Source organism: Wandonia sp. (assembly GCF_984588085.1).
On record NZ_CFIGVI010000036.1, the window covers coordinates 7,372 to 30,612 of the forward strand.

At 40.0% G+C, this 23,241-nt stretch carries 23 protein-coding genes; 15 read left to right on the forward strand and 8 right to left on the reverse strand.

Annotated features, from left to right (window positions below; all coding sequences use genetic code 11):
• Together AC4PL9_RS11890 and AC4PL9_RS11895 are read left to right on the forward strand one after the other, a co-directional pair.
• The coding region (locus AC4PL9_RS11890; RefSeq protein ID WP_491604967.1) for a hypothetical protein at positions 1-306 on the forward strand (306 nt) is incomplete at its 5' end.
• Between the two features lie 357 nt (positions 307-663).
• The gene (locus AC4PL9_RS11895; protein ID WP_491604968.1) at positions 664-2,709 is read left to right on the forward strand and encodes an OmpA family protein; all 2,046 of its coding nucleotides are present in this window, start codon (positions 664-666) and stop codon (positions 2,707-2,709) included.
• A 1-nt stretch (position 2,710) separates the two neighbouring features.
• Here the strand turns inward: AC4PL9_RS11895 and AC4PL9_RS11900 are convergent, their stop codons facing one another.
• The 4 genes from AC4PL9_RS11900 to cls all read right to left on the reverse strand — a co-directional run bounded on the left by AC4PL9_RS11900 (position 2,711) and on the right by cls (position 7,064).
• Positions 2,711-3,694, reverse strand: coding sequence for a T9SS type A sorting domain-containing protein (locus AC4PL9_RS11900; RefSeq protein WP_491604969.1), 984 nt, complete (start codon positions 3,692-3,694; stop codon positions 2,711-2,713).
• A gap of 217 nt (positions 3,695-3,911) precedes the next feature.
• The gene (locus tag AC4PL9_RS11905) at positions 3,912-4,706 is read right to left on the reverse strand and encodes an SDR family oxidoreductase (RefSeq protein WP_491604970.1); all 795 of its coding nucleotides are present in this window, start codon (positions 4,704-4,706) and stop codon (positions 3,912-3,914) included.
• 11 nt (positions 4,707-4,717) lie between these two features.
• A complete protein-coding gene (locus tag AC4PL9_RS11910; RefSeq protein WP_491604971.1) occupies positions 4,718-5,527 on the reverse strand; it encodes a 2,3,4,5-tetrahydropyridine-2,6-dicarboxylate N-succinyltransferase in 810 nt (269 codons plus the stop codon).
• Between the two features lie 94 nt (positions 5,528-5,621).
• Positions 5,622-7,064, reverse strand: a complete 1,443-nt coding sequence (gene cls / locus AC4PL9_RS11915) for a cardiolipin synthase (protein WP_491604972.1) — start codon at positions 7,062-7,064, stop codon at positions 5,622-5,624.
• Between the two features lie 127 nt (positions 7,065-7,191).
• On the opposite strand from cls, the gene ruvX reads away from it, so the two are divergent.
• Positions 7,192-7,602, forward strand: a complete 411-nt coding sequence (ruvX, locus tag AC4PL9_RS11920; RefSeq protein ID WP_491604973.1) for a Holliday junction resolvase RuvX — start codon at positions 7,192-7,194, stop codon at positions 7,600-7,602.
• Here the strand turns inward: ruvX and AC4PL9_RS11925 are convergent.
• Complete coding sequence (locus AC4PL9_RS11925; protein WP_491604974.1) at positions 7,599-8,459, reverse strand: OmpA family protein; 861 nt, start codon at positions 8,457-8,459, stop codon at positions 7,599-7,601. The genes ruvX and AC4PL9_RS11925 overlap by 4 nt on opposite strands.
• Positions 8,460-8,618: 159 nt before the next feature.
• Entirely contained in the window at positions 8,619-9,485 is an 867-nt protein-coding gene (locus AC4PL9_RS11930) for a nucleoside phosphorylase (RefSeq protein ID WP_491604975.1), read from the reverse strand.
• Positions 9,486-9,617: 132 nt separating this feature from the next.
• Between AC4PL9_RS11930 and murQ the strand changes: the two genes are divergently transcribed.
• On the forward strand, positions 9,618-10,433 hold the full coding sequence (gene murQ, locus AC4PL9_RS11935) for an N-acetylmuramic acid 6-phosphate etherase (protein WP_491604976.1): 816 nt from the start codon (positions 9,618-9,620) through the stop codon (positions 10,431-10,433).
• A gap of 40 nt (positions 10,434-10,473) precedes the next feature.
• Here murQ and AC4PL9_RS11940 read toward each other — a convergent pair whose 3' ends face one another.
• The gene (locus tag AC4PL9_RS11940) at positions 10,474-12,246 is read right to left on the reverse strand and encodes a SulP family inorganic anion transporter (protein WP_491604977.1); all 1,773 of its coding nucleotides are present in this window, start codon (positions 12,244-12,246) and stop codon (positions 10,474-10,476) included.
• 92 nt (positions 12,247-12,338) lie between these two features.
• On the reverse strand, positions 12,339-13,004 hold the full coding sequence (locus AC4PL9_RS11945) for a DUF2490 domain-containing protein (RefSeq protein WP_491604978.1): 666 nt from the start codon (positions 13,002-13,004) through the stop codon (positions 12,339-12,341).
• 253 nt (positions 13,005-13,257) lie between these two features.
• On the opposite strand from AC4PL9_RS11945, the gene AC4PL9_RS11950 reads away from it, so the two are divergent.
• The 11 genes from AC4PL9_RS11950 (at position 13,258) to AC4PL9_RS12000 (ending at position 23,192) form a co-directional block, all read left to right on the forward strand.
• On the forward strand, positions 13,258-14,127 hold the full coding sequence (locus AC4PL9_RS11950) for a hypothetical protein (protein WP_491604979.1): 870 nt from the start codon (positions 13,258-13,260) through the stop codon (positions 14,125-14,127).
• Entirely contained in the window at positions 14,120-14,470 is a 351-nt protein-coding gene (locus AC4PL9_RS11955; RefSeq protein WP_491604980.1) for a hypothetical protein, read from the forward strand. Before AC4PL9_RS11950 ends, AC4PL9_RS11955 begins: the two co-directional genes overlap by 8 nt.
• A 192-nt stretch (positions 14,471-14,662) precedes the next feature.
• Positions 14,663-16,078, forward strand: a complete 1,416-nt coding sequence (locus tag AC4PL9_RS11960) for an MBL fold metallo-hydrolase (RefSeq protein WP_491604981.1) — start codon at positions 14,663-14,665, stop codon at positions 16,076-16,078.
• Positions 16,079-16,141: 63 nt separating this feature from the next.
• Positions 16,142-16,456, forward strand: a complete 315-nt coding sequence (locus tag AC4PL9_RS11965) for a rhodanese-like domain-containing protein (RefSeq protein ID WP_491604982.1) — start codon at positions 16,142-16,144, stop codon at positions 16,454-16,456.
• A 10-nt stretch (positions 16,457-16,466) separates the two neighbouring features.
• The gene (locus AC4PL9_RS11970) at positions 16,467-17,303 is read left to right on the forward strand and encodes a universal stress protein (protein WP_491604983.1); all 837 of its coding nucleotides are present in this window, start codon (positions 16,467-16,469) and stop codon (positions 17,301-17,303) included.
• A 17-nt stretch (positions 17,304-17,320) separates the two neighbouring features.
• A complete protein-coding gene (locus tag AC4PL9_RS11975; protein ID WP_491604988.1) occupies positions 17,321-17,878 on the forward strand; it encodes a YeeE/YedE family protein in 558 nt (185 codons plus the stop codon).
• An 18-nt stretch (positions 17,879-17,896) separates the two neighbouring features.
• Positions 17,897-18,310: a DUF6691 family protein gene (locus tag AC4PL9_RS11980; protein WP_343785827.1), complete on the forward strand. Its 414-nt coding sequence runs from the start codon at positions 17,897-17,899 to the stop codon at positions 18,308-18,310.
• A gap of 59 nt (positions 18,311-18,369) precedes the next feature.
• Positions 18,370-18,798, forward strand: a complete 429-nt coding sequence (locus AC4PL9_RS11985; protein WP_491604984.1) for a DsrE family protein — start codon at positions 18,370-18,372, stop codon at positions 18,796-18,798.
• Between the two features lie 28 nt (positions 18,799-18,826).
• Complete coding sequence (locus AC4PL9_RS11990; RefSeq protein WP_491604985.1) at positions 18,827-20,227, forward strand: OprD family outer membrane porin; 1,401 nt, start codon at positions 18,827-18,829, stop codon at positions 20,225-20,227.
• A 204-nt stretch (positions 20,228-20,431) separates the two neighbouring features.
• Entirely contained in the window at positions 20,432-22,492 is a 2,061-nt protein-coding gene (locus AC4PL9_RS11995) for a S9 family peptidase (protein ID WP_491604986.1), read from the forward strand.
• Positions 22,493-22,613: 121 nt separating this feature from the next.
• Complete coding sequence (locus tag AC4PL9_RS12000; protein WP_491604987.1) at positions 22,614-23,192, forward strand: hypothetical protein; 579 nt, start codon at positions 22,614-22,616, stop codon at positions 23,190-23,192.
• Positions 23,193-23,241 lie beyond the last annotated feature (49 nt).

Consider the following 23,241-nt stretch of genomic DNA (forward strand, 5'->3'; position numbering starts at 1 on the left):
AAAATATTTCAAAAAGAGTTAGAGATGTTTGCTATTAGTTTTGATATGCTTATTTCTGACTTAAAGGATAATTATGGTGATCCTTACAATAATGCTTATTTTGAAATTGCAACTATTTTAGAGAAATTTGATTTTTATCGTGGACAGGGAAGTGTGTATTTGTCTACTAATAATGACATGTCAGTTCTTTTGAGAGCTGTTAATGCCTTGAAAAATACGCCCTGGTTTAAAAATTCCGTTCGTGATATACGAGTGTTTCGTGTCGAAGACTGGTCGGACTTTACAGCCTTTATAAAAGAAGATTAAGGTTGTATCTTATTTTCTGTAATCTACCTCCTTATTCTTTGCTAACCAACTATAATCCGGAACAAGAGTTAAACCAACTTACCATTCATATTTGAGATTTACTACTCTATTCATTTTTAATGCAGTAAATTTGTTGTTATTTTTCTTCCTAAAAAGTAGCTGGAAGTACTCTGGCGAACACTAGAAAAAAATTCTTTAACTTCTCATTATTATCCATTGTTTTCCATGTAACATTTTGTTGCGGATTACGTTAATATTAATTGGCGAAAGTAACGCCCCGAACTGAAACAAAGTACAAAAACATGAAATGAGCTGAAAAGAGAGAGTGTTCGTTTTCAGCAAATAAAAAATAGACAAATGAAAAATAGATACCTTCCCATTTTTCTGTTAATAACCACCATTTCCCTGTCCGGATTTTCACAGGAAGAAGACGAATCCTGCATCGCACCGGAGAAAAAAGTACTCAAAATACTGGACAAAGCCAAGAGCACAGCTGCGCCGGAACGCTATAAATTATTTCAGGAAGCTCAGGATGCTGCACCGGATAATGCTATGGTCTTTTTTGAATACGCCATGGTTTCATTTGAAGAAGCCCAAAAGGCGTACAACTCTTCGTATGACCCTTCTTTGGGGGATCGTCTGATGAACAAAGCAAAAGAATTATTCCGCAGAACAACTGAATTATGCGATGATTACCACGCAGATATGTATTATTATCTGGGAGGAATTTACTACATGCAGCAGGATAAGGTGACAGCGAATACCTATTTCAGAAAGTTTCTGGATTTTGAGAGCCGTGATGATTGGCGTATTCCGAGGGATTTTGCACAGAAAAAGCAGGAGGTACAAAAAATCATAGGAGACACGAAAAAAGAAGTGGATCTACTTTCCAACAAAGTACCCTTTGAACCGAAAATGGTAAAAAATGTTTCCACGTCAAGAGATGAATTTTTCCCGATGATCTCACCGGATAACGAACTCATATTTTATACACGTCGTGTTGACCGGAGTAGTAAAGGGGACTTAAAAGGACGTATTCTGGAAGAATTTACCATGTCAAAACGTATGGATGTTACAAACGATTTTGACGGAGGGCAGCCCTTGCCTTTACCGTTTAATGACGGGACATTTAACAATTACGGAGCAGCTACCGTGTCTGTTGATAATAAGGAAATGATCATCTGTGCCTGTAAATATGAGCGGGTGATGGGACAGGATTACAACAACTGTGATCTATACATTACCCGATACGAAAGGGGAGAGGGATATGATTTTACCTGGACTCCGCTGGAGAATATGGGAACCAATATCAATACAAAAGATGGTTGGGAAGGACAACCTTCTCTTTCGGCAGATGGAAACACATTGTACTATACAGCAGTGCGTCCGAATACACAAAAAGACGATATTTTCGTTGCGCGCAGAAGTGCGGATGGTTCCTGGGGATTGTCTGTGCCATTGGACGAAATCAATACTCCCGGAAAAGATAAATCCCCTTTTCTGCACCAGGATAGTCAGACACTTTATTTTGTGTCCGAATCCGGTGATTTGAGAAACGGTGTCGGAGGATTGGATATTTTCTACACGCAAATGGATGAAAACGGAAAATGGGGAAAACCTAAGAATATCGGTTTCCCGATTAATTCGGAAGAAGATGAAATCGGACTTTTCGTTTCAACAGACGGGAAAGATGCATATTTCTCAAGTCGTTACGGTGGTGTTTGGAATATCTACACCTTTGAGTTGTACAAAGAAGCACGTCCGAAACCTGTGGTTTTGGTAAAAGGAGAGTTAAAGAAAGCTGACGGAGAACCTGTGAAAGATGCTACAATAGAGATTACGTATGCCAATTCCGATCGTGTTGAGCAGGTAAAAGTGAACGGAGATGACGGAAAATATGCAGCGATCATTCACGTCGATGAAGACCAACCAGAAGATGTGATGGTTACCGTGAAAAAAGAAGGGCATGCGTTTGATTCGAAACTTATTCGCAAAGAAGATGTTGCCAGTTCTACTTATATTAAGGAAACAGATATGGAAGTGCGTAAGATAGAGGTAGGTGTACCGTATACCATCAATGATATTTTGTATGCAACTAATTCGGCTGAATTGAATAACCACTCGAAATTTATCCTGCGTCAGTTTTCACGCTTTCTGAAAGAAAACCCGGGAATAAAAGTATCCATTCAGGGGCATACGGATGATGTAGGTGATGATACTAAGAACATGGAGCTGTCGGATCAACGTGCCAAAGGTGTAAAAGATTACCTCGTTTCATTGGGAATCTCCGCATCCCGTCTTAAATCGAAGGGATACGGAGAAACAAAACCTCGTGTACCGAATGACTCGGAATCGAACAGAGCTAAAAACCGTCGTACTGATTTTGTAATCGACGAGATCTGATCTATTCGCGGATAATTTTATACGTGTTGGTATCGTACTGTAAGAAGTAAATACCGGGTTGAGCAGTTGATAAATCCAGTTTTACCCGATTCTCACTTTCACTGATGAGTTCTACCGGAATCGTTCTTCCGTGTGCATCAAGTACACGAATATCGTCAACGGAAACCGCTGATTCAGAGGAAACCGAAACCATTCCTTTTGTTGGATTGGGGTAAACGGAGAATTCCGGAGTGGCAACTGTCGTAGACCGAATCCATGAATAACTGAATTGACCGTCGTAATCCGTTTGCTTCAAACGGTAATAAACAGTGGACGATGAAGTTCTGGAATAGTCAATCCAGGAATAATTTGTAGGAGTATTCTTGGTTCCTGCTCCTTCCAGTGTTCCGATTACTGTCCAGTTATCTCCATCTGTTGATTTTTCGATGTCAAAACGACTGTTGTTGGATTCCGTAGCGGTTCGCCAGGATAATACTACATTGTCTGTACCCGGTGCGGCATCAAAGTCAACCAGTTCAATAGGAAGAGAAATAGCACACTCCAAAGGAATGGTACGATATGAAATACCGGGTCCCTGAATAGTAAGGTCAACACGATTACAAAGTAAAGAACTTACGGTTGCCGTCTCACAATCAGCAATATCTCTCCATGAATTTCCTCCGGAAATAGTTGCTCCTGAACCACCTGAATTGGGTAAATCAAGGAAGTTGTCATTGTATTGTCCGCAAATGATATTTCCCTGAAGCGTCCATAAACCGGAAGGAATGTTGCTGCCTGAAAACCAAATGTCATAAGAGTAACGGATATTAAAATTGTAACCATTAGGACATGCGGAAGGCTTAATAAGTTGTTCCAGTCTCATTTCAACATGCACATTATATCCGTCCGTAGAGGGAATAACTGCTTCAAGAGTACATTGTGCCTGCGCAGAATTTACAAGAAAAACAAGCGCAGAAAGTAATGAAAAGATGATTTTTTTGGTCATATTAAATTAATTTTCGACGCAAAGGTAGTGATAGTAAAAGGGTTGGAGGGTGACAAAAGTCACCCGGGTAACTATATGTAGTGATGGTGGTCTTCTATTGATTGAAGTGGAGTAAATACAGAGTAACTGGTAATCAGGGGTGACCTGCTGTAAAGGTGGCGTGAAAAGAAGAGAATCTTAACAAATACTTAACACACTAAAAAGTTTAAAAGGCGTATCAGGTTGCTTTTTGATTGCGGATTATTTTCCAGAAAAGTTTTGGGAAAAATCGTTTGAGTGTTACCGCTTTAATTTCTTTATTCCCTACGAGAATTTCAATCTTATTCTTTTCTACAGCATTCAGAATGCGACGGGCACATTCTTCGGCTGGCATTCCCGTTTCCTGATTGTGATCCATTACTCCGTGCGCTTGTCCATCAGCATTTAAGGCACGGGTCGAAATAGGGGTATTAATTTTACCGGGATAGACTAATGTTACCCTTATATTGTTTTGGGCTTCTTCCAGTAACAGACTTTCGAAAAAACCCTGAAGCGCATGCTTGGAAGCAGCATAAGCTGAACGCAGATAAAAACCAAATTTTCCGGCAATACTTGAAATCGTTACGATGTGTCCCGATTTTTGTTTGCGGAGTACTGGAAGAACAGCTTTGGTCAATGTGATTGTTCCAAAATAATTGATTTCCATTATTTTCCGATCTACATCAAGAGGAGTTTCTCCGGCTTCTCCACGTTGGCTGATACCACCGTTATTAATGAGAATATCAATTCGTTTATATCTGGATACAACCTGAGAAACAAGATCGGTGTAATTACTCTGATCTTCAAGATCCAGCGGAAGAGAAATATGCCTGTCCGGTTCTGGTAGACTGAGTCTTACTTCTTCGAGTGTTTCCATAGAACGTGCGGAGAGCACAAGAAAAGCACCTCTTTCAGCGCAAGCACGTGCCAAAGCCAAACCGATCCCGGAAGAAGCTCCGGTTATCCAGACTACTTTTTCTGAAAAATTACTCATGCCGTTACGAATTAAACAGCTACATTATGTTCGCGAAGCGCATCATTAAGCGAAGTTTTCAGATCCGTGCTTTCTTTTCGTTTTCCGATAATCAAAGCACAGGGAACCTGATAACTTCCTGCCGGAAAATCTTTGGTGTAACTTCCCGGAATTACAACACTTCTGGCGGGAACAATGCCTTTCATTTCAACCGGTTCGTTTCCGGTTACGTCTATGATCTTTGTCGATTTAGTCAACACAACATTAGCTCCGAGTACGGCTTCTTTTTCAACGCGAACGCCTTCGACAACGATACAACGCGAACCAATAAACGCATTATCCTCTATAATAACCGGAGCAGCCTGTAAAGGCTCAAGAACACCTCCGATTCCCACACCTCCTGAAAGGTGAACATTCTTTCCGATTTGTGCGCATGATCCGACAGTAGCCCATGTATCTACCATGGTTCCTTCGTCAACAAATGCGCCGATATTAACATAGGATGGCATCATAATTACACCGGGAGCAACAAAAGCACCGTAACGTGCAACTGCATGAGGAACAACACGTACACCTAATTCTTTGTAATTGGTCTTTAGTTTCATCTTGTCATGAAACTCGAAAGGTCCCACTTCGATCGTTTCCATCTTGCGAATAGGGAAATACATGACAACGGCTTTCTTGACCCATTCGTTTACAATCCAGCCTCCGTTTCCGTCCGGTTCTGCAACACGGATTCGTCCCTTGTCGATTTCTTCAATTACGTGTTCAATAGCTGCAATTGTTTCTTTCTCGGATAAAAGGGAACGGTCTTCCCAGGCTTTCTCTATAATTGTACGCATAGTATTCTACTTCAATTGAACCCCAAATATACTAGATTGTTCCCAATTTCAAAGGAAACTGGAAAGAGGGAAAGTAAAATCTAACCGGAATATTTTATAACAGGGGAGAGATCAACCCGAAGAATTTTTCAGCTACTTTTCGGCCATAGGGTCTGTTTTTCCATTGTGTATAATCAATTTCATCCGCAGCGGTCAGATCGTTTTCGAATGCCTCGACAAGCTTTTGGGTAAATTGTTGATCAAAGATGAGTGCGTTTACTTCAAAATTAAGATCAAAGCTTCGGTGATCGAGGTTGGCGGTTCCCACAACGGATAATTCACGGTCACAGACCATCGTTTTGGAATGGATGAACCCTTTCTTATACCGGAAAATTCGAATGCCTCCTGCCAGCAATTCTTCGTAATGGGATTTGGCAACAGCATTTACAATCCGGGAATCAGAATGATAGGGAACAAGTAATATGATTTTTACTCCGCGCAAAGCTGCCATCAATAAAGCGCGGATGAACTCCTGCCCGGGAATAAAATAAGGAGTTGTGATCAATAGTTCTTTCTCAGCAAGGTAAATAATTTGGAGTAGACTATAGAGGATTCCGGGATGTTTGGAGTCAGGTCCCGAAGCCGTGATCTGAACCCAGGTCTTTCCGGGAAGTGATTCATTGAAAGGGACAAAGTAATCGGAGCTTACCTGAAGCGATTTTCCTGTACAGAAATTCCAGTCTGCAATAAAATGGTGTTGTAACTGAAGTACGGATTCTCCGGTAATTTTGACATGGGTATCCCTCCAGAATTTAGATTGATCAGTAGAATTAATATATTTATCACTGATATTGATTCCCCCGATAAATGCAATTTTCCCATCAATAATCACGACCTTTCGATGGTTTCTATAATTCATCCGGTTGGCAAGAAAAATGAAACGGATTTTATAAAACGGATAGGCCTCTACACCGTTTTTCCGCAAACGGGGAACAATATTTTTACGTATATCACTACTTCCGAAATCGTCGTAAATAAAGCGTACTTCTATACCCTGCCGGGCTTTTTCGATCAGAATATCGGCAATCTGATTGCCAATGGTATCATTCTCATAAATATAATATTCAAGGTGGATATGTGATTGAGCTGCTTTCAGGCAACGGATAAGTTCCGGAAATTTTTCTTCTCCGTTAATAAGTAATTGTACTTCATTGTGCTGAGTTAGGAGACTTTGATCGTTTTTGAAAAGCAATTCTGTCAATCCTTCGAAACGCGGATATTTGTTGTGAAAAGGAGGAGTGTTAATTTCACGGTATTCTTTGATCTCCTGATACAGGAGAGCTGCCTGCTGCTCATTGCGAATTATTTTTTTCGAGTATAGAATATTCTTCCGGTAATTTAATCCGACAGACAAATAAATAATGATTCCGACAACAGGAACAAGAATAACCAGGATAATGTAAGCGGAAGCCTTTACTGAAGATGAAGTATCTAACAGTATTTTCGTACAGATGAATAAGATCAATACGATATAGAGTAATTCAAGAAAAAGTAACATTTAGCTTGTATTTCTTTTAATGATTTAAGGCAATGCTTATAGCTAAAAATACATTTTATTTTTCAGTTGTGATTTTCAGAGATTCGATTTTGTAAATCCATATACAAAATACGTACTTTTGTAGGGTATGCCACGATTACTAGCACTGGATTACGGAATGAAGCGGACAGGAGTTGCCGCAACAGATGATTCGCAGATTATTGCCAGCGGAGTTGGAACTGTTCTGACAACTGATTTATTTGATTTTCTGTCGGATTACCTGACAAAGTACAAGGTGGAAGCTCTGGTTGTCGGGGAGCCCCGTCGTCTGAATGACGAACCAACACATGCTACTGAACTGGTGCACAATTTTGTAGAGAAGTTTAAGAAAAAATTCCCGGACGTTCCTGTTCATCTAGAAGATGAGCGGTTTACGTCAAAAATGGCATCACAAAGTATGTTGCAAATGGGGTTGAAAAAGAAGGACCGGAGAAGAAAAGAACTGGTGGATGAAATCAGTGCCGTACTGATTCTTCAATCTTTTATGGAATCACATTAGATAAAAGCAAAGTCAACACGACGATTGAGTTGCATTCCTTCCCGGGTTGAATTGGGTGCAATAGGAGAGCGTTTTCCTTTAAAATCAATACGTACCCGGTCTTCTCTGAGTCCTTGATTGACAAAAAAATCTTTAATAGCTTTTGCTCGTCTCTCGGATAAATTCATATTGTAGGCATCGCTTCCGTCACCGTCCGTATGACCGGTAACCTGAATACGCAGGTCTGAGTGATCCAGTACGATAGCTGCCATTTTTTTTAGATATTCATGATATTCGGGACGAATTTCGGCTTCATCATAATCAAAATAGATGGGCGTGAATTTGAAATTCTTACGTTCCAGCTCACGGATGTGTGGAGCTTTTTTCCCTTTCATCAGGTCGTCAATCAACATTTTTGCCCAGGCATGTGTCAGGCTGGGAATATCTGTTTCCGAAAAATCGTCCCGGGTTTTTATCAGGATGACTTTTCCCGTAAAATGCCTGCAATCACTTGATGTATATGTTCCTTCGAGGTAACCGGTAATTTCATTGTAATGCAGATCAAATTTTAATCGGCAAAAGTTAAATGTGGTTGTTGCTTTTTTTTTCGTTGTGACAAACTCTTCCAGATGAATTTGTCCGCCTTTGTTAGAACCCCTGATTTTTTTTAGAGCGTAAAAGTCAGTGTCAAACACTTCGTTTCGGGAACTTCCGTTCATCTTTTCTCCTGATGCAGTAAGTTTCAGCCAAAGTACACTTCCGCTTGAATACGCTTGTCCTTCTGTGAAAAGAATTCCTTTCCACGTGCCGTCAATGGAAAATTGAGAGAACCCGGTGAATGTCCAGCATATGATAAGTATACTCAGAAAATGTTTCATCTGTTTGTCTTATTCGTATGAAAGCAAAAATAGTTCCAAAAAAGCAGTATAAACTTTTCTGGTAGAATGGTGAATGATATTTTCCTATCTTGTAATTATATAAATGAAAGCAAGGTAACTTGAAAAAGAACTATTCGGGGTGCTTTTAACCTGAATGAATCAGATTTTCCCCAATACAAAACCAATTAGTTCCTTCATTTCGGTATGGTATTCACTCAGGAAGTCTCCATTCGGACGATTGGCAATGGCTAAACAAACAGTTGTGGCTCTGTGTCCAAGAGCTTTTGAAAGCGCAAAAAGGGCTGAACTTTCCATTTCGAAGTTGACAATATGTTTTCCTTCATGTTGGAAATTCATCAGGCGTTCGTTGAGGTCAGGCGTTCGGAGTGGTAAACGTAATTGTCTTCCCTGAGGGCCGTAAAAACCACTAGCAGTAACAGTAATTCCCCGTTTGATTTTCGGATGATCTTCGATACTTTTTGTAAGCACTTCATCTGATGCACAAAAGTAAGGACGGATGGAATCCGGTAAGCTGATATGTTTTTCCAATGCTTCCCGAAAACTGTTTTCCGCCTCAGAAAAAGGAATATTATAAAAATGAGCTACGTTATCCAGTCCTACAGCACCTTCTGAAAGAATATAACTTCCGATAGGAACATTCGCCTGTAAAGCTCCACACGTTCCGATACGGATAAAGTTAAGCGATTTTTTTTCCGTTTTTTCTTTCCTTTTTTCAAGGTCAATATTGACTACGGCGTCGAGTTCATTGAGGACAATATCTATATTGTCTGTACCAATTCCGGTCGATAGAACGGACAGACGTTTACCGTTATAGGTTCCCGTATGACAGATAAATTCCCGTTTTTGTATCTGGTGTTCTATTGTATCAAAGAAAGAAGATACCAGTTCCACGCGAAATTGATCCCCTACGAGAATAATCGTATCACTGATTTGCTCCGGACCCAGATCCAGGTGATATACTTTTCCCTCTGACAAAACCAATTCTGATGCACGTTTTTCCTCCATAACTTCTGTAATGAGCTTTAAAGGTAGAGAAAATTGAAAAAAGCGAATGAGAATAGACGAATAATCTTTGTTTGAAGAAAGGAACTGTGAATTGAGAAGTATTTTAATATTTTTACCACAAAAGAACAAACGATGCGCATTACAGAATCTGATAGTTTACACGACAACCTTGAAAATCAATCCATAAATGAATTACTGACCGGAATTAATTCGGAAGATGCTAAAGTTCATCAGGCAGTTGCCGAACAGATCCCTTTCATAGAAGAGTTCATAACGGCAGCACTGGAAAAAATGGAGACCGGAGGCAGATTGTTCTACATCGGAGCTGGAACAAGCGGACGATTAGGGATCGTAGATGCTTCTGAATGTCCGCCGACGTTTGGAGTTCCGCACGGACTGGTGGTGGGGATTATTGCCGGGGGAGATGCAGCGATTCGAAAAGCAGTTGAGTTTGCCGAAGATGATACTACTCAGGCCTGGAAAGATCTGGCCGTCTATAACTTTTCTGCTGATGATGTGTTGGTTGGAATAGCAGCTTCTGGTTCTACACCCTATGTTTTGGGAGGAATTGAAAAAGCAAATGAAATAGGAGCTGTTACCGGAGGAATTACCTGTAATCCGGGGAGTAAACTGGCAGAACTGGCAGGTTTTCCCATGGTTCCAGTTGTTGGACCTGAGTTTGTAACCGGAAGTACCCGGATGAAATCAGGAACCGCCCAGAAATTAGTGCTGAATATGATTTCCACTACTTTGATGATTAAGCTGGGGCGGGTAAAAGGAAACAAAATGGTGGATATGCAGCTTTCCAACAATAAGTTAGTAGATCGCGGGGCAAGAATGATTGTTTCGGAAACGGGTGCGACGTATGCGTATGCTGCTCAAATGCTGGAAGAGTTTGGTTCGGTGAGAAAAGCTGTTGAAGCGATTATAAAGGAAGGGAAAAAGTAAGAAGGCAACCTGAGCTGCCTTCTTGTATCATTTGCTTATTTTAGTGTCCGGTGGACGATTCGTCAAATTTCTTTTCGCTTTGGAGTGCATACGGACTCAGTTCCTGTATACTTTCCGGATTGATTTTATTATCAAAGAAATCAACAGCTGTTGCGTCATCCGTAAAAACGTGATCGACTCCAATACTGTGAATAATACCCCAGGTGTGAAGAATATCTCGTATAGGACCTCTTGTTCCCGAAATAGAAGTATTGAGTCCTGCTGTCTTCCACATGCGTATCCATTCGTCCAACTCATGAGCTCCTGAACTGTCAAGAGACGTAACACTCTCCATATTCAGGACAATTGTCTTAAGTGTATTCTTTTTGGAAAGGACAAGACGATCTATTTTTTTCTTGATAAAATCAACGTTGGCGAAATAGATGGGCCCATCAATTCGTACAATAACAACATCATCCCGTTTTTCAAGATTCGTAAATCGCTCTACATTTCGGTAATATTTCGTTCCAGGGACTTTTGCCAGAATAGCGATATGAGGACGGGAAGCTTTATAAATAACAGCCAGTAGGGAAAGAATCATCCCTGAAATAATTCCGGTTTCAATCCCCAGTGTTAGTGTTGCAACGAAAGTAGCTATCAACATCAGGAAATCCATCTTGTCATTTTTCCAGAGTGTTTTCGGAGTTTTAAAATCAATAAGTCCTGATACGGCTACCAATACAACAGCAGCCAGGATTGCATTTGGCAAATTATAGAATAAACCGGTGAAGAAAAGAAGGGTAAGAACAATCAGAACGACACTAATGATGGAAGCAAGGGCTGTTTTTGCTCCTGCCTGATCATTTACGGCAGTACGTGAAAATCCACCTGTTACCGGGTAGCCTTTGAAAAACGCAGCTCCGAAATTCGCCATCCCCAAACCGATTAGTTCCTGGTTCGCATCCAGTTTATAGTTTTTGTGTTTTCCATGAATGGTTTTAGCTACAGCATAACTTTCTGCGAAACCAACCAATGAAATTGTCAGTGCAATCGGAAGCAGAGTACTCCAAACGGACATATCAAAAGAAGGAGACGAAAGAGTCGGTAATCCGGAAGGTACATCTCCTAAGACTTTAACGCCTGATTCCGTCAGGTTTAAAAAGGTAACAGCTAAAATTCCGAATACAACAGCAATCAAAGGAGTAGGAAGACTTTTATGTATTTTTTTACCATACTTGATAATGATAATACCCACGACACCTATTCCAAAGGTAATCCAATGAATATCACTGATATTCTGGGCGATGGCAACAACCGTATCCTGAATGTGTTCGGTTCGCGGTAGTTTAATCCGGAAAAGGTGTTTTACCTGACTCAAACCGATAATGATGGCTGCGGCAGATGTAAAACCGTTGATAACCGGGTGGGAAAGAAAATTCACCACGAAACCAAATCGGAATAACCCGAGTGCAAACTGGATCAGCCCGACAAGAAAAGCGAGTGTAAGTGCCAGCATCAGATATTCTTCAGGCGAAGATGGATTGAGTGTACTAATACTGGAGGCAGTCAACAGAGAAACCATAGCGACGGGACCTACAGCAAGCTGACGTGATGTTCCGAAAATCGCATAAAGTAATAAGGGAACAGTAACGGCATACAGACCGTGAATAGGATCCAAACCCGCCAGCATTGCATAAGCCATTCCCTGAGGAATCAACATAATTCCTACTGTCAGACCTGCAGAAAGATCACCGGAGAGATTCGATTTGTTGTAATTAGGCAGCCAGTCAAAGATTGGCATGTATTGTTTTAGTGTGTTTGCGATTTTATTCATCGTCAGAATCTTTTTTGGTTAAACTGTGTTTTGATGATGCAAATTTCGCGTTATTGTAACCCCTTCACAGTGATTAATATCACACAAGATAATTAATTCCAGTTTGTAAATACCGATATTTGAAATTGTGGGCGGTGATCAGTTTGATAAATCTGTGCCATAGCTCCTGCTTCAATCTTCACGCGATCGGTTATAGAATATCCCAACGCTCCATATAAACGATTCCGGTCAAAAACGGTTCCTTTTGTATTAATAAAAATTTCATTGTACAGACTGAGATAAACAGTGTTTTTTACAATTGTTTTTTTGTTGAACGGAATTGTAACTCCCAGAAAATAACGGATACGGAATTTGAAATCATCTTTCAGGAAACGTTCTTCAAAACGATAACGGTGACTGAGAGCTATCCTCCCCAGTTTATGTTTGTGGTTGTATTGTTGATACAACCGGTGTTCATGTGAACGTGTTTTATCATGCGTGGAGTCCGTTGGTTGTATGCCCGAAAGAATGTAACCATACCCGAGGAGAACATTATCATTATTGGGTGTCAGGTTATACCCCACGCCATTTCGTATCATTAGTTGTTCCAGACTTCCCCGAAAGTCCCATGCACGGTATTGAATCTCATTGTGTAGTGTGAAGTTTTTTGGTAGATTGACTCCCTGAACGTAGCTTACCCAGGCGCCCCAATCGGTTTGTTGTGCAGTAGAGAAGAGTGCTATTTGAAAAAATACGGTGATAGCAACGAGCTTTTTCATGTCATGGAAATTTTAGTGTAAATAATAATAAGCGTACAAAGTTAACAGAGAAGAACGAGTTCGAATGGTACTTTAGTTACAAAGAGTAGAAATAATCTGATAAATACGGGGGATTTGACTCAAATACAGTTCAAAAAATTTGATTGTTAACTTTTATTTTTCGGTTCTGATCTTTTGTCGGGAGGTTATTTTAATTCATTATATTCGAGGTGAATAAGGAATGAAACAAGCTGCTTTTTTAATACCAAACCAAATGAAATATGTAATTAAGATCACTGTTTTTTTATTTTTCGTGTCTTGCGGATCAGCCAAGGTCGCTGAGTTGGGCAGCGAAACTGCCCAAAAAGGGGAAGAAGTCTCACAACGTGCAATAGAATTGTATCAATTGTTGAATAAACAATCGGAAATAGAAAAAGCGCAACGGGATCGGATTAAAATTTTAACGAATCCGAATCCCGAATCCATGACAATTCCGGATACAAGACCACAGGATTTTTCGGAGCAAATAGAGAAAAGGATCAGCGCCTACCGACAACTTCTTATAGCATATGATTATTTCGATCGGTTGACAGATAAAAAATTAAGTGAAAAAACGGAAGAGTTAGGAGGTGCATTGCAAGAGAGTTATAATGCAATAGAACAACTTCCTGATTTACCGGAAGAGGCTTCTTCCAAATTAGGGGAGGTGTTAAAAATGATTACACAGGCTTCTCAGGCAAAAAAGATAAAAGAGCATAGTCTGGCTTTCCATCATTTAACGGAAGTGTACCATGTTCTGTGGGAAAAAGACAAAGCAGTGTGGAATGCATACCTGGATCGTGTTTATGACGATTATATAGCCGAATTAAATACGGTTAAATCGGAACAATATGATGCGAAGAAAATTCTGGATCTACATCATTTTCCTTTTACGGAAGATGCTGTCATTATTTTATTTTACCGGTTGGAACAAAGAGAACAACTAGTAACTCAGAAAAAGGAACTTGTAGAACAACTGAATGATGTTGGGGAAATGTTGCAGGAGTTGAGTAGAGCGCATGAGAAATTGGCCGAGAAGAAAGTAAAAGTATCTGACATACTACAGGCTTTGAAAGAAATAGAAAATTTACTGAAAGATGAATAACGATAGAGAAGAACTATTAAAGATAGCATTGGCAGGGGCAATTGGAGAATTCAGTGCCAACCGGGCGGCTATTCTGGAACTTGCGTTTGCAAACGGAGGTCAGGAAGTTGTACAGAAGTTAGAATCTGAGTACGATGTATTGCGCGATGCCTATTTTGAAATCCTTAAACGACAATTGGATCGAAATAACCATTTGTACGGGCAGTTAATCAAAGCAGCTAATGAGGAGGTCGAAAATTTAAAGACGAGTATCAAACAAGTAAATAATATTAATGACATCATTCAACTGACCTCTACTGTCATTAATCTGGTAGGACGAATTTTGATCGTTCTGGGGATATAATCCGATCTTTTATACTAATAACCGGAAGTAATCTGTTCTGGTAAAAAGAGTATTTTGTTGTAAACTAGGTGGTTTCTGTTTATTCGGCCTCTCAGAAATGAGTTGTGTGACAAAAGTAACTGTAGGAGCTGTAAAGTATCACGAACTTTGCATCGAAAACAATTTTTCTAAACACAATTTAAACGAATAAAAATGAGAGTAGAACAGATCTATACAGGGTGTCTTGCGCAGGGAGCATATTACATTGTGTCCAATGGCGAGGCAGCGATAATAGACCCGCTTCGTGAAGTAAAACCATATATGGAATTACTGGAAAAAGATGGAGTGAAGTTAAAATATATTTTCGAGACGCATTTTCACGCAGATTTCGTTTCAGGTCATATTGATTTAAGTGCGGAAACCGGAGCACCGATTATTTATGGACCTAATGCTAACCCTGAATTCGATTGTATTGTAGCAGAGGACAATCAGGTGTTTGAGTTGGGAGCTGTAAAAATTAAAGTTTTGCACACGCCCGGACACACCATGGAAAGTACTACCTATCTGTTGATCGATGAGAACGGAAAAGACCACGCTATTTTCTCAGGAGATACCTTGTTTCTGGGAGATGTTGGACGTCCGGATCTTGCTCAAAAAGCAGCCAGTATGACACAGGAGCAATTAGCCGGACATTTATACGATAGCCTGATGACAAAAATTATGCCTTTGGCGGATGAGGTGATTGTATACCCGGCGCACGGTGCAGGGTCAGCTTGTGGTAAAAACATGATGAAAGAAACGGTAGATACGCTGGGTAACCAGAAAAAGGTAAACTACGCGTTGAATCAACCCAATAAAGAAGCTTTTGTTGCTGCGGTTACAGATGGTCTACTTCCTCCTCCTGCTTATTTTGGAGCGAACGTAGCAATGAATAAAAAGGGATACCGTAATGTAGATGAGGTGATTAATCAGGGAATGACAGCTTTGTCTCCTGAAGAATTCGAAACAGCAGCAGAGTCAACAGGGGCATTGATCCTGGATACACGTTCCAATGGTGAATTTGCAAAAGAACTTATTCCGCAGTCAGTGAACATAGGTATTAACGGAGATTTTGCTCCCTGGGTAGGAGCCATGATCGGTGATGTGAATCAACCATTGTTACTGGTAACAGACAAAGGAATGGAAGAAGAAGTGGTGATTCGTTTGAGCCGTGTAGGATTTGACAATGTGTTAGGATACCTGAAAGGGGGAGTTGAGGCATGGAAAACCGCCGGAAAAGAAACTGATCAGGTAGATCGTATAAGCGCGGAAGAGTTTAAGGAACGTTTAAAAGTAGGAGAAAGCGTTGTTTATGACGTGCGAAAAGAAAGCGAGTACGAAGCTGAACACGTCGAGGAGGCATACAGCAGACCGCTGGCTTCTATTAATGACTGGATCAAAGAAATTAATCCGAAGGAACACTTCTTTGTGCACTGTGCAGGAGGATACAGAAGTATGATTGCAGCGAGTATTCTGCAAGCGAGAGGATACCGGAATTTTACTGAAATAGAAGGTGGGTTTAAAGCAATTGCGGAGACAGGTGTACCTAAAACAGACTTTGTTTGTCAGTCAAAGGTAATGAAAGCATAACAGGAAAAAATGGAAAGCCGGAGGAATTTATCCGGCTTTCCCAACCAACATAAACACAAAAAAATGGGACTATTTGATTTTTTTAAAGGGAAGTCCACTTCGAACGAGAAGTTGGCGGAGATCGTGAACAGCGGTGCCTTTTTGGTAGATGTAAGAACTCCGGGAGAATATAAAGGCGGAAGTGTAAAAGGTGCTGTAAATATTCCGTTGGATCGCATCAGTAAAGAGTTGGCGAAATTCAAAGGGAAAAAGAATATTGTTGTTTTTTGTCGCAGTGGTAATCGCAGCGGACAGGCAAAAATGATTCTGGAACGTAACAGCGTGGAAAACGTTTTTAACGGAGGAACAGTTAGCAAAGTAGCATCATTATTGAAATAAGGAGAAAAGCATGAGTGATAAACTGAAAATACTAATCCCAACGGATTTTTCGGTACAGGCGGATTATGCTTTCCTGATGGTAAAAAACCTGGAGAGAAAAGCAAATCTGGACGTGACCTTCCTTCACGTACTGAATGTACCTGACACGGTTTCCATTGATGAGAATGGAATGATTGAAACCTGCGGTGAAATCGATAATGAGTATGTGATTTCTCAGAAAAACATCGCTGAACAGAAACTGAACAGTATAAAAATGATTCACGGGAATCATATTCATACGGCACTGGTGTATGGCAAAACTACCCATGAAATCATTGGTTATGCTGAACAAAATCATTTTGACCTTATTGTAATGGGGACAAAAGGTTTATCGGGATTACGGGAGCGAATTGCAGGAAGCGAAGCGCAGATTATTGCACGAAAATCTTCTGTGCCCTTGTTGACATTAATGTGTGACCGATCAGATCTGGAAATTCAACATTTATTGTTGGTACACAACTTTAACGATACAGACAAACAGGATCTTTCGTTGATGAAAAAGTTGACGGTTATTTTTGGAGCCAAATTACATCTACTACAAATCACCAATAAACCAATAGATAGTGTTCGGGGTGAAATAGAAGCAAATATGGAAAAATTTGCCCGTATTAACGAAGTCGAGGATTACGAAATGCACATTGTGAAGGATAGTGATATTGAGGCTGGAGTGATCCATTTTAACCAGATTAGCAATATGGACATCGTTTGCATTGGTACACACGGTAAAGGAGGTTTCTTTCATGCAAGTGCAGCAGAGAAACTGGTAAATCACATGTACAAACCAATTATTACATTTCATTTGAACTAAAAAAACACTAAAAAATGTTGGAATTTATTATGCAGCCATGGCCCTGGTGGTTTTCAGGGGTGGTGATCTCTTTTATAATGTTTATACTTTTGTTCTTTGGGAAATCATTCGGATTTTCGGCTAACCTGAGAACAATTTGTGCCATTGGTGGTGCGGGTAAAAAAGTGAAATTTTTCGATTTTGACTGGAAAAAACAAGTCTGGAATCTGGTATTCCTGGTTGGAGCAATTATTGGTGGGTTTATCGCAAAAGAGTTCCTGAGTGGCGGCGATTATGCCGTACAAATTTCCGAAGCAACTGTTCGCGACCTTGGAGCGTTAGGATTTGCAGCGCCTACTTCAATGCAGCCGGGTGAGTTATTTAGTTTCTCTTCTGCTTTTTCATTGAAAGGATTTCTGATTCTTGCCATAGGTGGTTTACTGGTAGGGTTTGGCGCACGTTATGCCGGAGGATGTACTTCCGGACATGCAATTAGCGGAATTTCAGATCTTCAGGTACCATCTATGATAGCAGTAGTGGGCTTCTTTATCGGAGGGCTGGTTATGACCTTCGGGATATTTCCACTTATTTTCTAATTATACAATCACAAACACATGAAATTTATAAAGTTTTTACTGGCGGGGGTATTATTTGGTATCGTTATGACGAAATCAGAAGCCATATCCTGGTACCGGATTCAGGAAATGTTCCGCTTTCAGGCGTTTCACATGTATGGAATCATTGGGACAGCAGTTGTTCTTGGTGTCATCGGTGTTGCGCTGATCAAGAAGTTTAAAATGCGGGATGCTTCCGGAGATCCGATTGTTTTCCATCCAAAAGCCAAATCAATTCCAAGATACCTGATCGGGGGAATTATTTTTGGTTTGGGATGGGCGCTTAGCGGTGCATGTCCGGGACCTATGGTCGTAAACATTGGTTATGGATTTTTGACCATGTTCATTGTACTCGTATTTGCAACGATTGGAACGTACCTGTACGGTGTACTACAGAAAAAATTACCCCATTAATAAAAAATAGAAGTGGCAGTGCGATAAGTGCTGCCATTTTTTGAATAAAAAAGAAAAACATGAAAGTTGTATCAGTAATCCTGCTTATGACCCTACTTTCCGGTTGGTCCTATGGACAGAAAAAATCGGACGATGGAAGAAAGCACAAAATAGTTTTTCAATTTACAAACGGACACGATTCTACCCAGCAAAAGGCCTTTATTAAACAACTGGATAATTTATCCCGACACTGGCCAAAAGCTACATTGCATGTAGTTGTGTATAACAAAGGGGTGAACTTACTGTTACCGGAAAAATCAGTCAATCTTAGGCAACTCGAAGAACTGGCGAACCGGGGAATAACCTTTGTCATTTGTGAAAACTCCATGAAACCCAGAAAACTTACCAAAGACCATTTTCCTGATTTTGTTGGTTTTGTTCCTGCCGGAATAGCCGAAGTAATAAAGAAACAGGAGGAAGGATACAGTTATATCAAAGGAGGTTATTGATGATACACCTGTCTGAAAATCAAAAAGTATGAAAAGAGTAATTACAACCTTTCTGATTCTGTTCGGAGCAACCCACCTTATTGCACAACATCACACGGATAGTTTACATACTTCCAGGCAGAGTGATACCAATATACGAAGGACACTGGGAAAAGATTTGAGATTTGGTCATTTCGAGTTCCATACCCGCAGTTTTTTGATGGGAACAATTAACAGGGGAGCATTATCCGATTATAGTACGATGGCAGTAGGTGCCGGATTGGGGTATTACAGTCCCTCCTGGAAAGGTTTTCATGTCGGATTTAGCGGTTTTTTTGTCTTCCAGGTTTTTCAGGATAATATTTACGAAAAAGACCCGATTACAGGTAAGTCAAATCGGTATGAAATTCTGATGTTTGATATCAACGATCATCACAATACGCATGACCTGGACAGGCTGGAAGAATTGTTTATTTCGTATGAAAACAAAGGGTTTACTGCTGTTTTGGGAAGACAGAAGTTTGAGTCTCCTTTACTCAATGGGCAGGATAACCGGATGCGTCCGAATGTATTCAGTGGTATTTCACTGAATTATAAGATAAAAAACTGGGAGTTTCTGGCAAACTGGTTCAATCAGGTTACTATAAGGGGAACGGTTGACTGGTACTCGATTCAAAGTTCATTGGGAGTCTACTCAACCGGGCGGAATCCTTTAGAAAGCACGGAAAGTTATAAGGGAAATATTCACTCATACGGAATTGGTGTGACCGGTGTAAAGCACCAGACAAAAAACTGGAAAAATCAAATCTGGAACTATAATGCGGACAATATCTTTAACACCACTTTTGCGCGTTCCGAATATGCATTTACGAAAAAGAACTGGAAGTTCCTGACAGGTATTGAAGGATTCTATGAAGCTCCACTTAATAACGGGGGAAATGCAGATCAGACAAAAACCTACTTACTGAAAAATGAAAGAGCTTTTGGTGCAGGAGCGCGATTAGGCTTTAAGGTAAAAGGACACCAGCTGACATTTAATTATCTGGGTATTTCTAACGTCGGTAGATTCCTTTTTCCAAGAGAATGGGGACGGGAGCAGTTCTTTGCGAGTTTGCCACGCGAGAGATTTGAAGGAGCGGGAGACGTGAATGCTCTGACAGTAAAATACCGCTATACAATCCCGAAGAAAAACTTTTATGTTGAACTGGGAGCAAATTATACGGATAATGTACAGTATACGGATATTGATCTGAATAAATACGGTCTTACATCCTATTATCATTTCACAGGAACACTGGATTATAAATTTAAGGGATACCTGGATGGTCTGGAATTGAAATTTCTGGCCGTTCATAAACGGGCTGTTGACCCGGATAATCTCCCTGATAAGTACAGAATTAATAAGGTAGAGATGTGGAACCTCAATTTTGTTATTGATTACTGGTTCTGATACAAACAATAACTGCTTTTTAAGAAGCCGGCAGAAAGTAATTCTGTCGGTTTTTTGTTTCCCGGAAGGAGACAAGTAGAAATGAGTTTTTCTTTGTAGATTTACCCACCAATTTGCACGAATATGAAGCTGTTAAAAATAACTTCCGCAGTATGTTGTCTTTCGTTGATAGCTTGCTCGGAGTCAAAAGATGAAAAAAATACAATGAGTAAAGTAACCCCTCCTGTGGCGGAAAAAGTACCGTTTGAGTTGGAAAAACACGGTGATGTACGTGTGGATAATTATTACTGGCTGAACAATCGGGAAGACCAGAATGTGATTGATTATTTGAATGCAGAGAATGCATACTATGAGGAAATGACCGCACATACAAAGGCTTTTCAGGAAGACTTGTTTCAGGAAATGAAGAGTCGTATTAAGGAAGATGATGAGTCGGTTCCCTATTTTAAGAACGGGTATTATTACATTACCCGTTTCGAGAAAGGAAAGGACTATCCGATTTATTCAAGAAAGAAAGGAAGTCTGGACGCTCCGGAAGAAATTTTGTTTGATTGTAATGAGATGGCTGAAGGACACAGCTATTTTAATCTGGGAGGTTTAAATGTCAGTCCGGATAATAATCTGGTTGCTTTCGGAGTGGATTATGTGAGCCGTCGTCAATATACAATTCAGGTGAAAAACCTGAAGACGGGAGAGATTTATCCTGAAAAAATTACAAATACAACCGGAGGATCATCGTGGGCAAATGACAATAAAACCTTGTTTTACACACGAAATAATGAGGTTACTTTGCGTTCGGATAAAATTTATAAGCACAAATTGGGAGAAAGTCCCGAGTCAGACCAGTTGGTGTATGAAGAAAAGGATGATACCTATAACACATTTGTGTACAAGGAAAAATCACAGAAGTATTTGTTGATTGGTTCATCGAGTACGGTAAGTGATGAGTATCGCTATCTGGATGCAAATAATCCGGACGGAGAATTTGCGGTTTTACAAAAACGTGAGCGCGGATTGGAATATGGCGTGTCGTATTACGACGGGAAGTTTTACATTGTAACGAATAAAGACAGTGCAACCAACTTTAAATTGGTGACTTGTCCGGAAAATAAGACTTCTAAAGAAAACTGGACAGATCTTATTCCGCATCGTGAGGATGTATTATTGGAAGGCATTGATATTTTCAAGAATTATTTGGTCATCAGTGAACGTTCAGGAGGTTTGAGTAAACTACGTATTCGTTCCTGGGATACGTCAACCGATTACTACCTGCCATTTGATAGCGAAACCTATACAGCGTACACGACATCTAATGTTGAGTTTGACACAGATGTAGTGCGTTTTGGTTATCAATCGATGACTACTCCGGCTTCTGTTATGGATTTCAACATGACGACACAGGAGAAAACCTTGTTGAAAGAACAGGAAGTTCCGGGAGGAACATTTGACAAAAACAACTACGTTGAAGAACGAATTTGGGCAACAGCAGAGGACGGTACAAAAATTCCGATGTCGGTCGTGTATCGTAAGGGAATGGAGAAAAACGGTGAAAATCCTGTATTGCAATATGCGTATGGTTCGTATGGTTATACAATCGATCCGTATTTTTCTACGACACGTTTGAGCTTACTGGACAGAGGATTCATTTTTGTTCTGGCTCACATCCGCGGAGGACAATACATGGGGCGTCAATGGTATGAAGATGGGAAAATGCTGAAAAAGATGAATACATTCACAGATTTTGTAGATTGTTCAAAACATCTGATAGCTGAAAAATACACTTCTGCGGAACATTTGTATGCTCAGGGAGGATCGGCCGGAGGACTATTAATGGGAGTTGTGATTAATATTGCACCTGAATTGTATAATGGTGTGGTATCACAGGTTCCATTTGTAGATGTAGTAACAACAATGTTGGATGATTCTATTCCGTTGACTACAGGAGAATATGATGAGTGGGGGAACCCGAATGATAAGGAGTATTACGATTATATGCTGTCGTACTCTCCTTATGATAATGTAAAAGCACAGGCATACCCGAATATGTTGGTGACAACTGGACTGCACGATTCTCAGGTACAATACTGGGAACCTGCAAAATGGGTAGCTAAATTACGTGACATGAAAACAGACGACAACCTCTTGTTTATGGATACAAACATGGATGCAGGGCACGGTGGTGCTTCCGGACGTTTTGAGTCATTAAAAGAAACGGCTAAAGTCTATAGTTTCCTTTTGGATCTGGAAGGAAAGATAAAAAAGTAAAAAAGAGTAGAGATAGTATAAGTAAAAATCCCCTTTCAGTTTTTGGAAGGGGATTTTTTATTTTTAGAAGTAGAGTTAAAATTAATTAGTTTTATTGTTTGTAACATACATACTAACATAGATGAATAATTATTTGCTAGTCATGCTATTAACCTGTCTTTTTTCAGGATGTTCAACACAAGAAAGAGAAATTGGGCATTCGACTGAGATTACCACTAATGTTGAGGAGCAATTGGTTTTGGACAACGAGAGTGAATATGCAATGTGGTTAAAAAAAATGCATAGAGATTCTGTAGAGATAAATAATAGCGGTATATATGGTTCTCAAACACTAAAGCATCTCAAAACAGTAAACGATTCTGTTAGTTACTGTATTTATGAGGTGAATGATTTTGTCTGTAGTTGTGTCTATCTGGAGGTGTTCGTAGCAAAAAAAGAAGTTGAGAAAGAACAAATAGGGATAGGTTGTGATCAGGATATGGCAAACCCGGATTTCTATTGGATGGATTATGAAATACTGGATGATGGATTTATAAAGGTTACAAGTATGCGTGAATTTGTTGCAGACTCATTATTAACAGAAGAGGGAGTGTTTCCCAAGGAAACGAACTTTGAGGATCATATACCTCAAAAAGAAACGAAAAGCTGGTTTGTAAAAGTTGATGAATCGGGGAATGTCCAGAAAATAGATAAAATATGACTTATAATACATGTAAGATGAGTGTACAGCGTTTTAGGAGTAAGTGGTT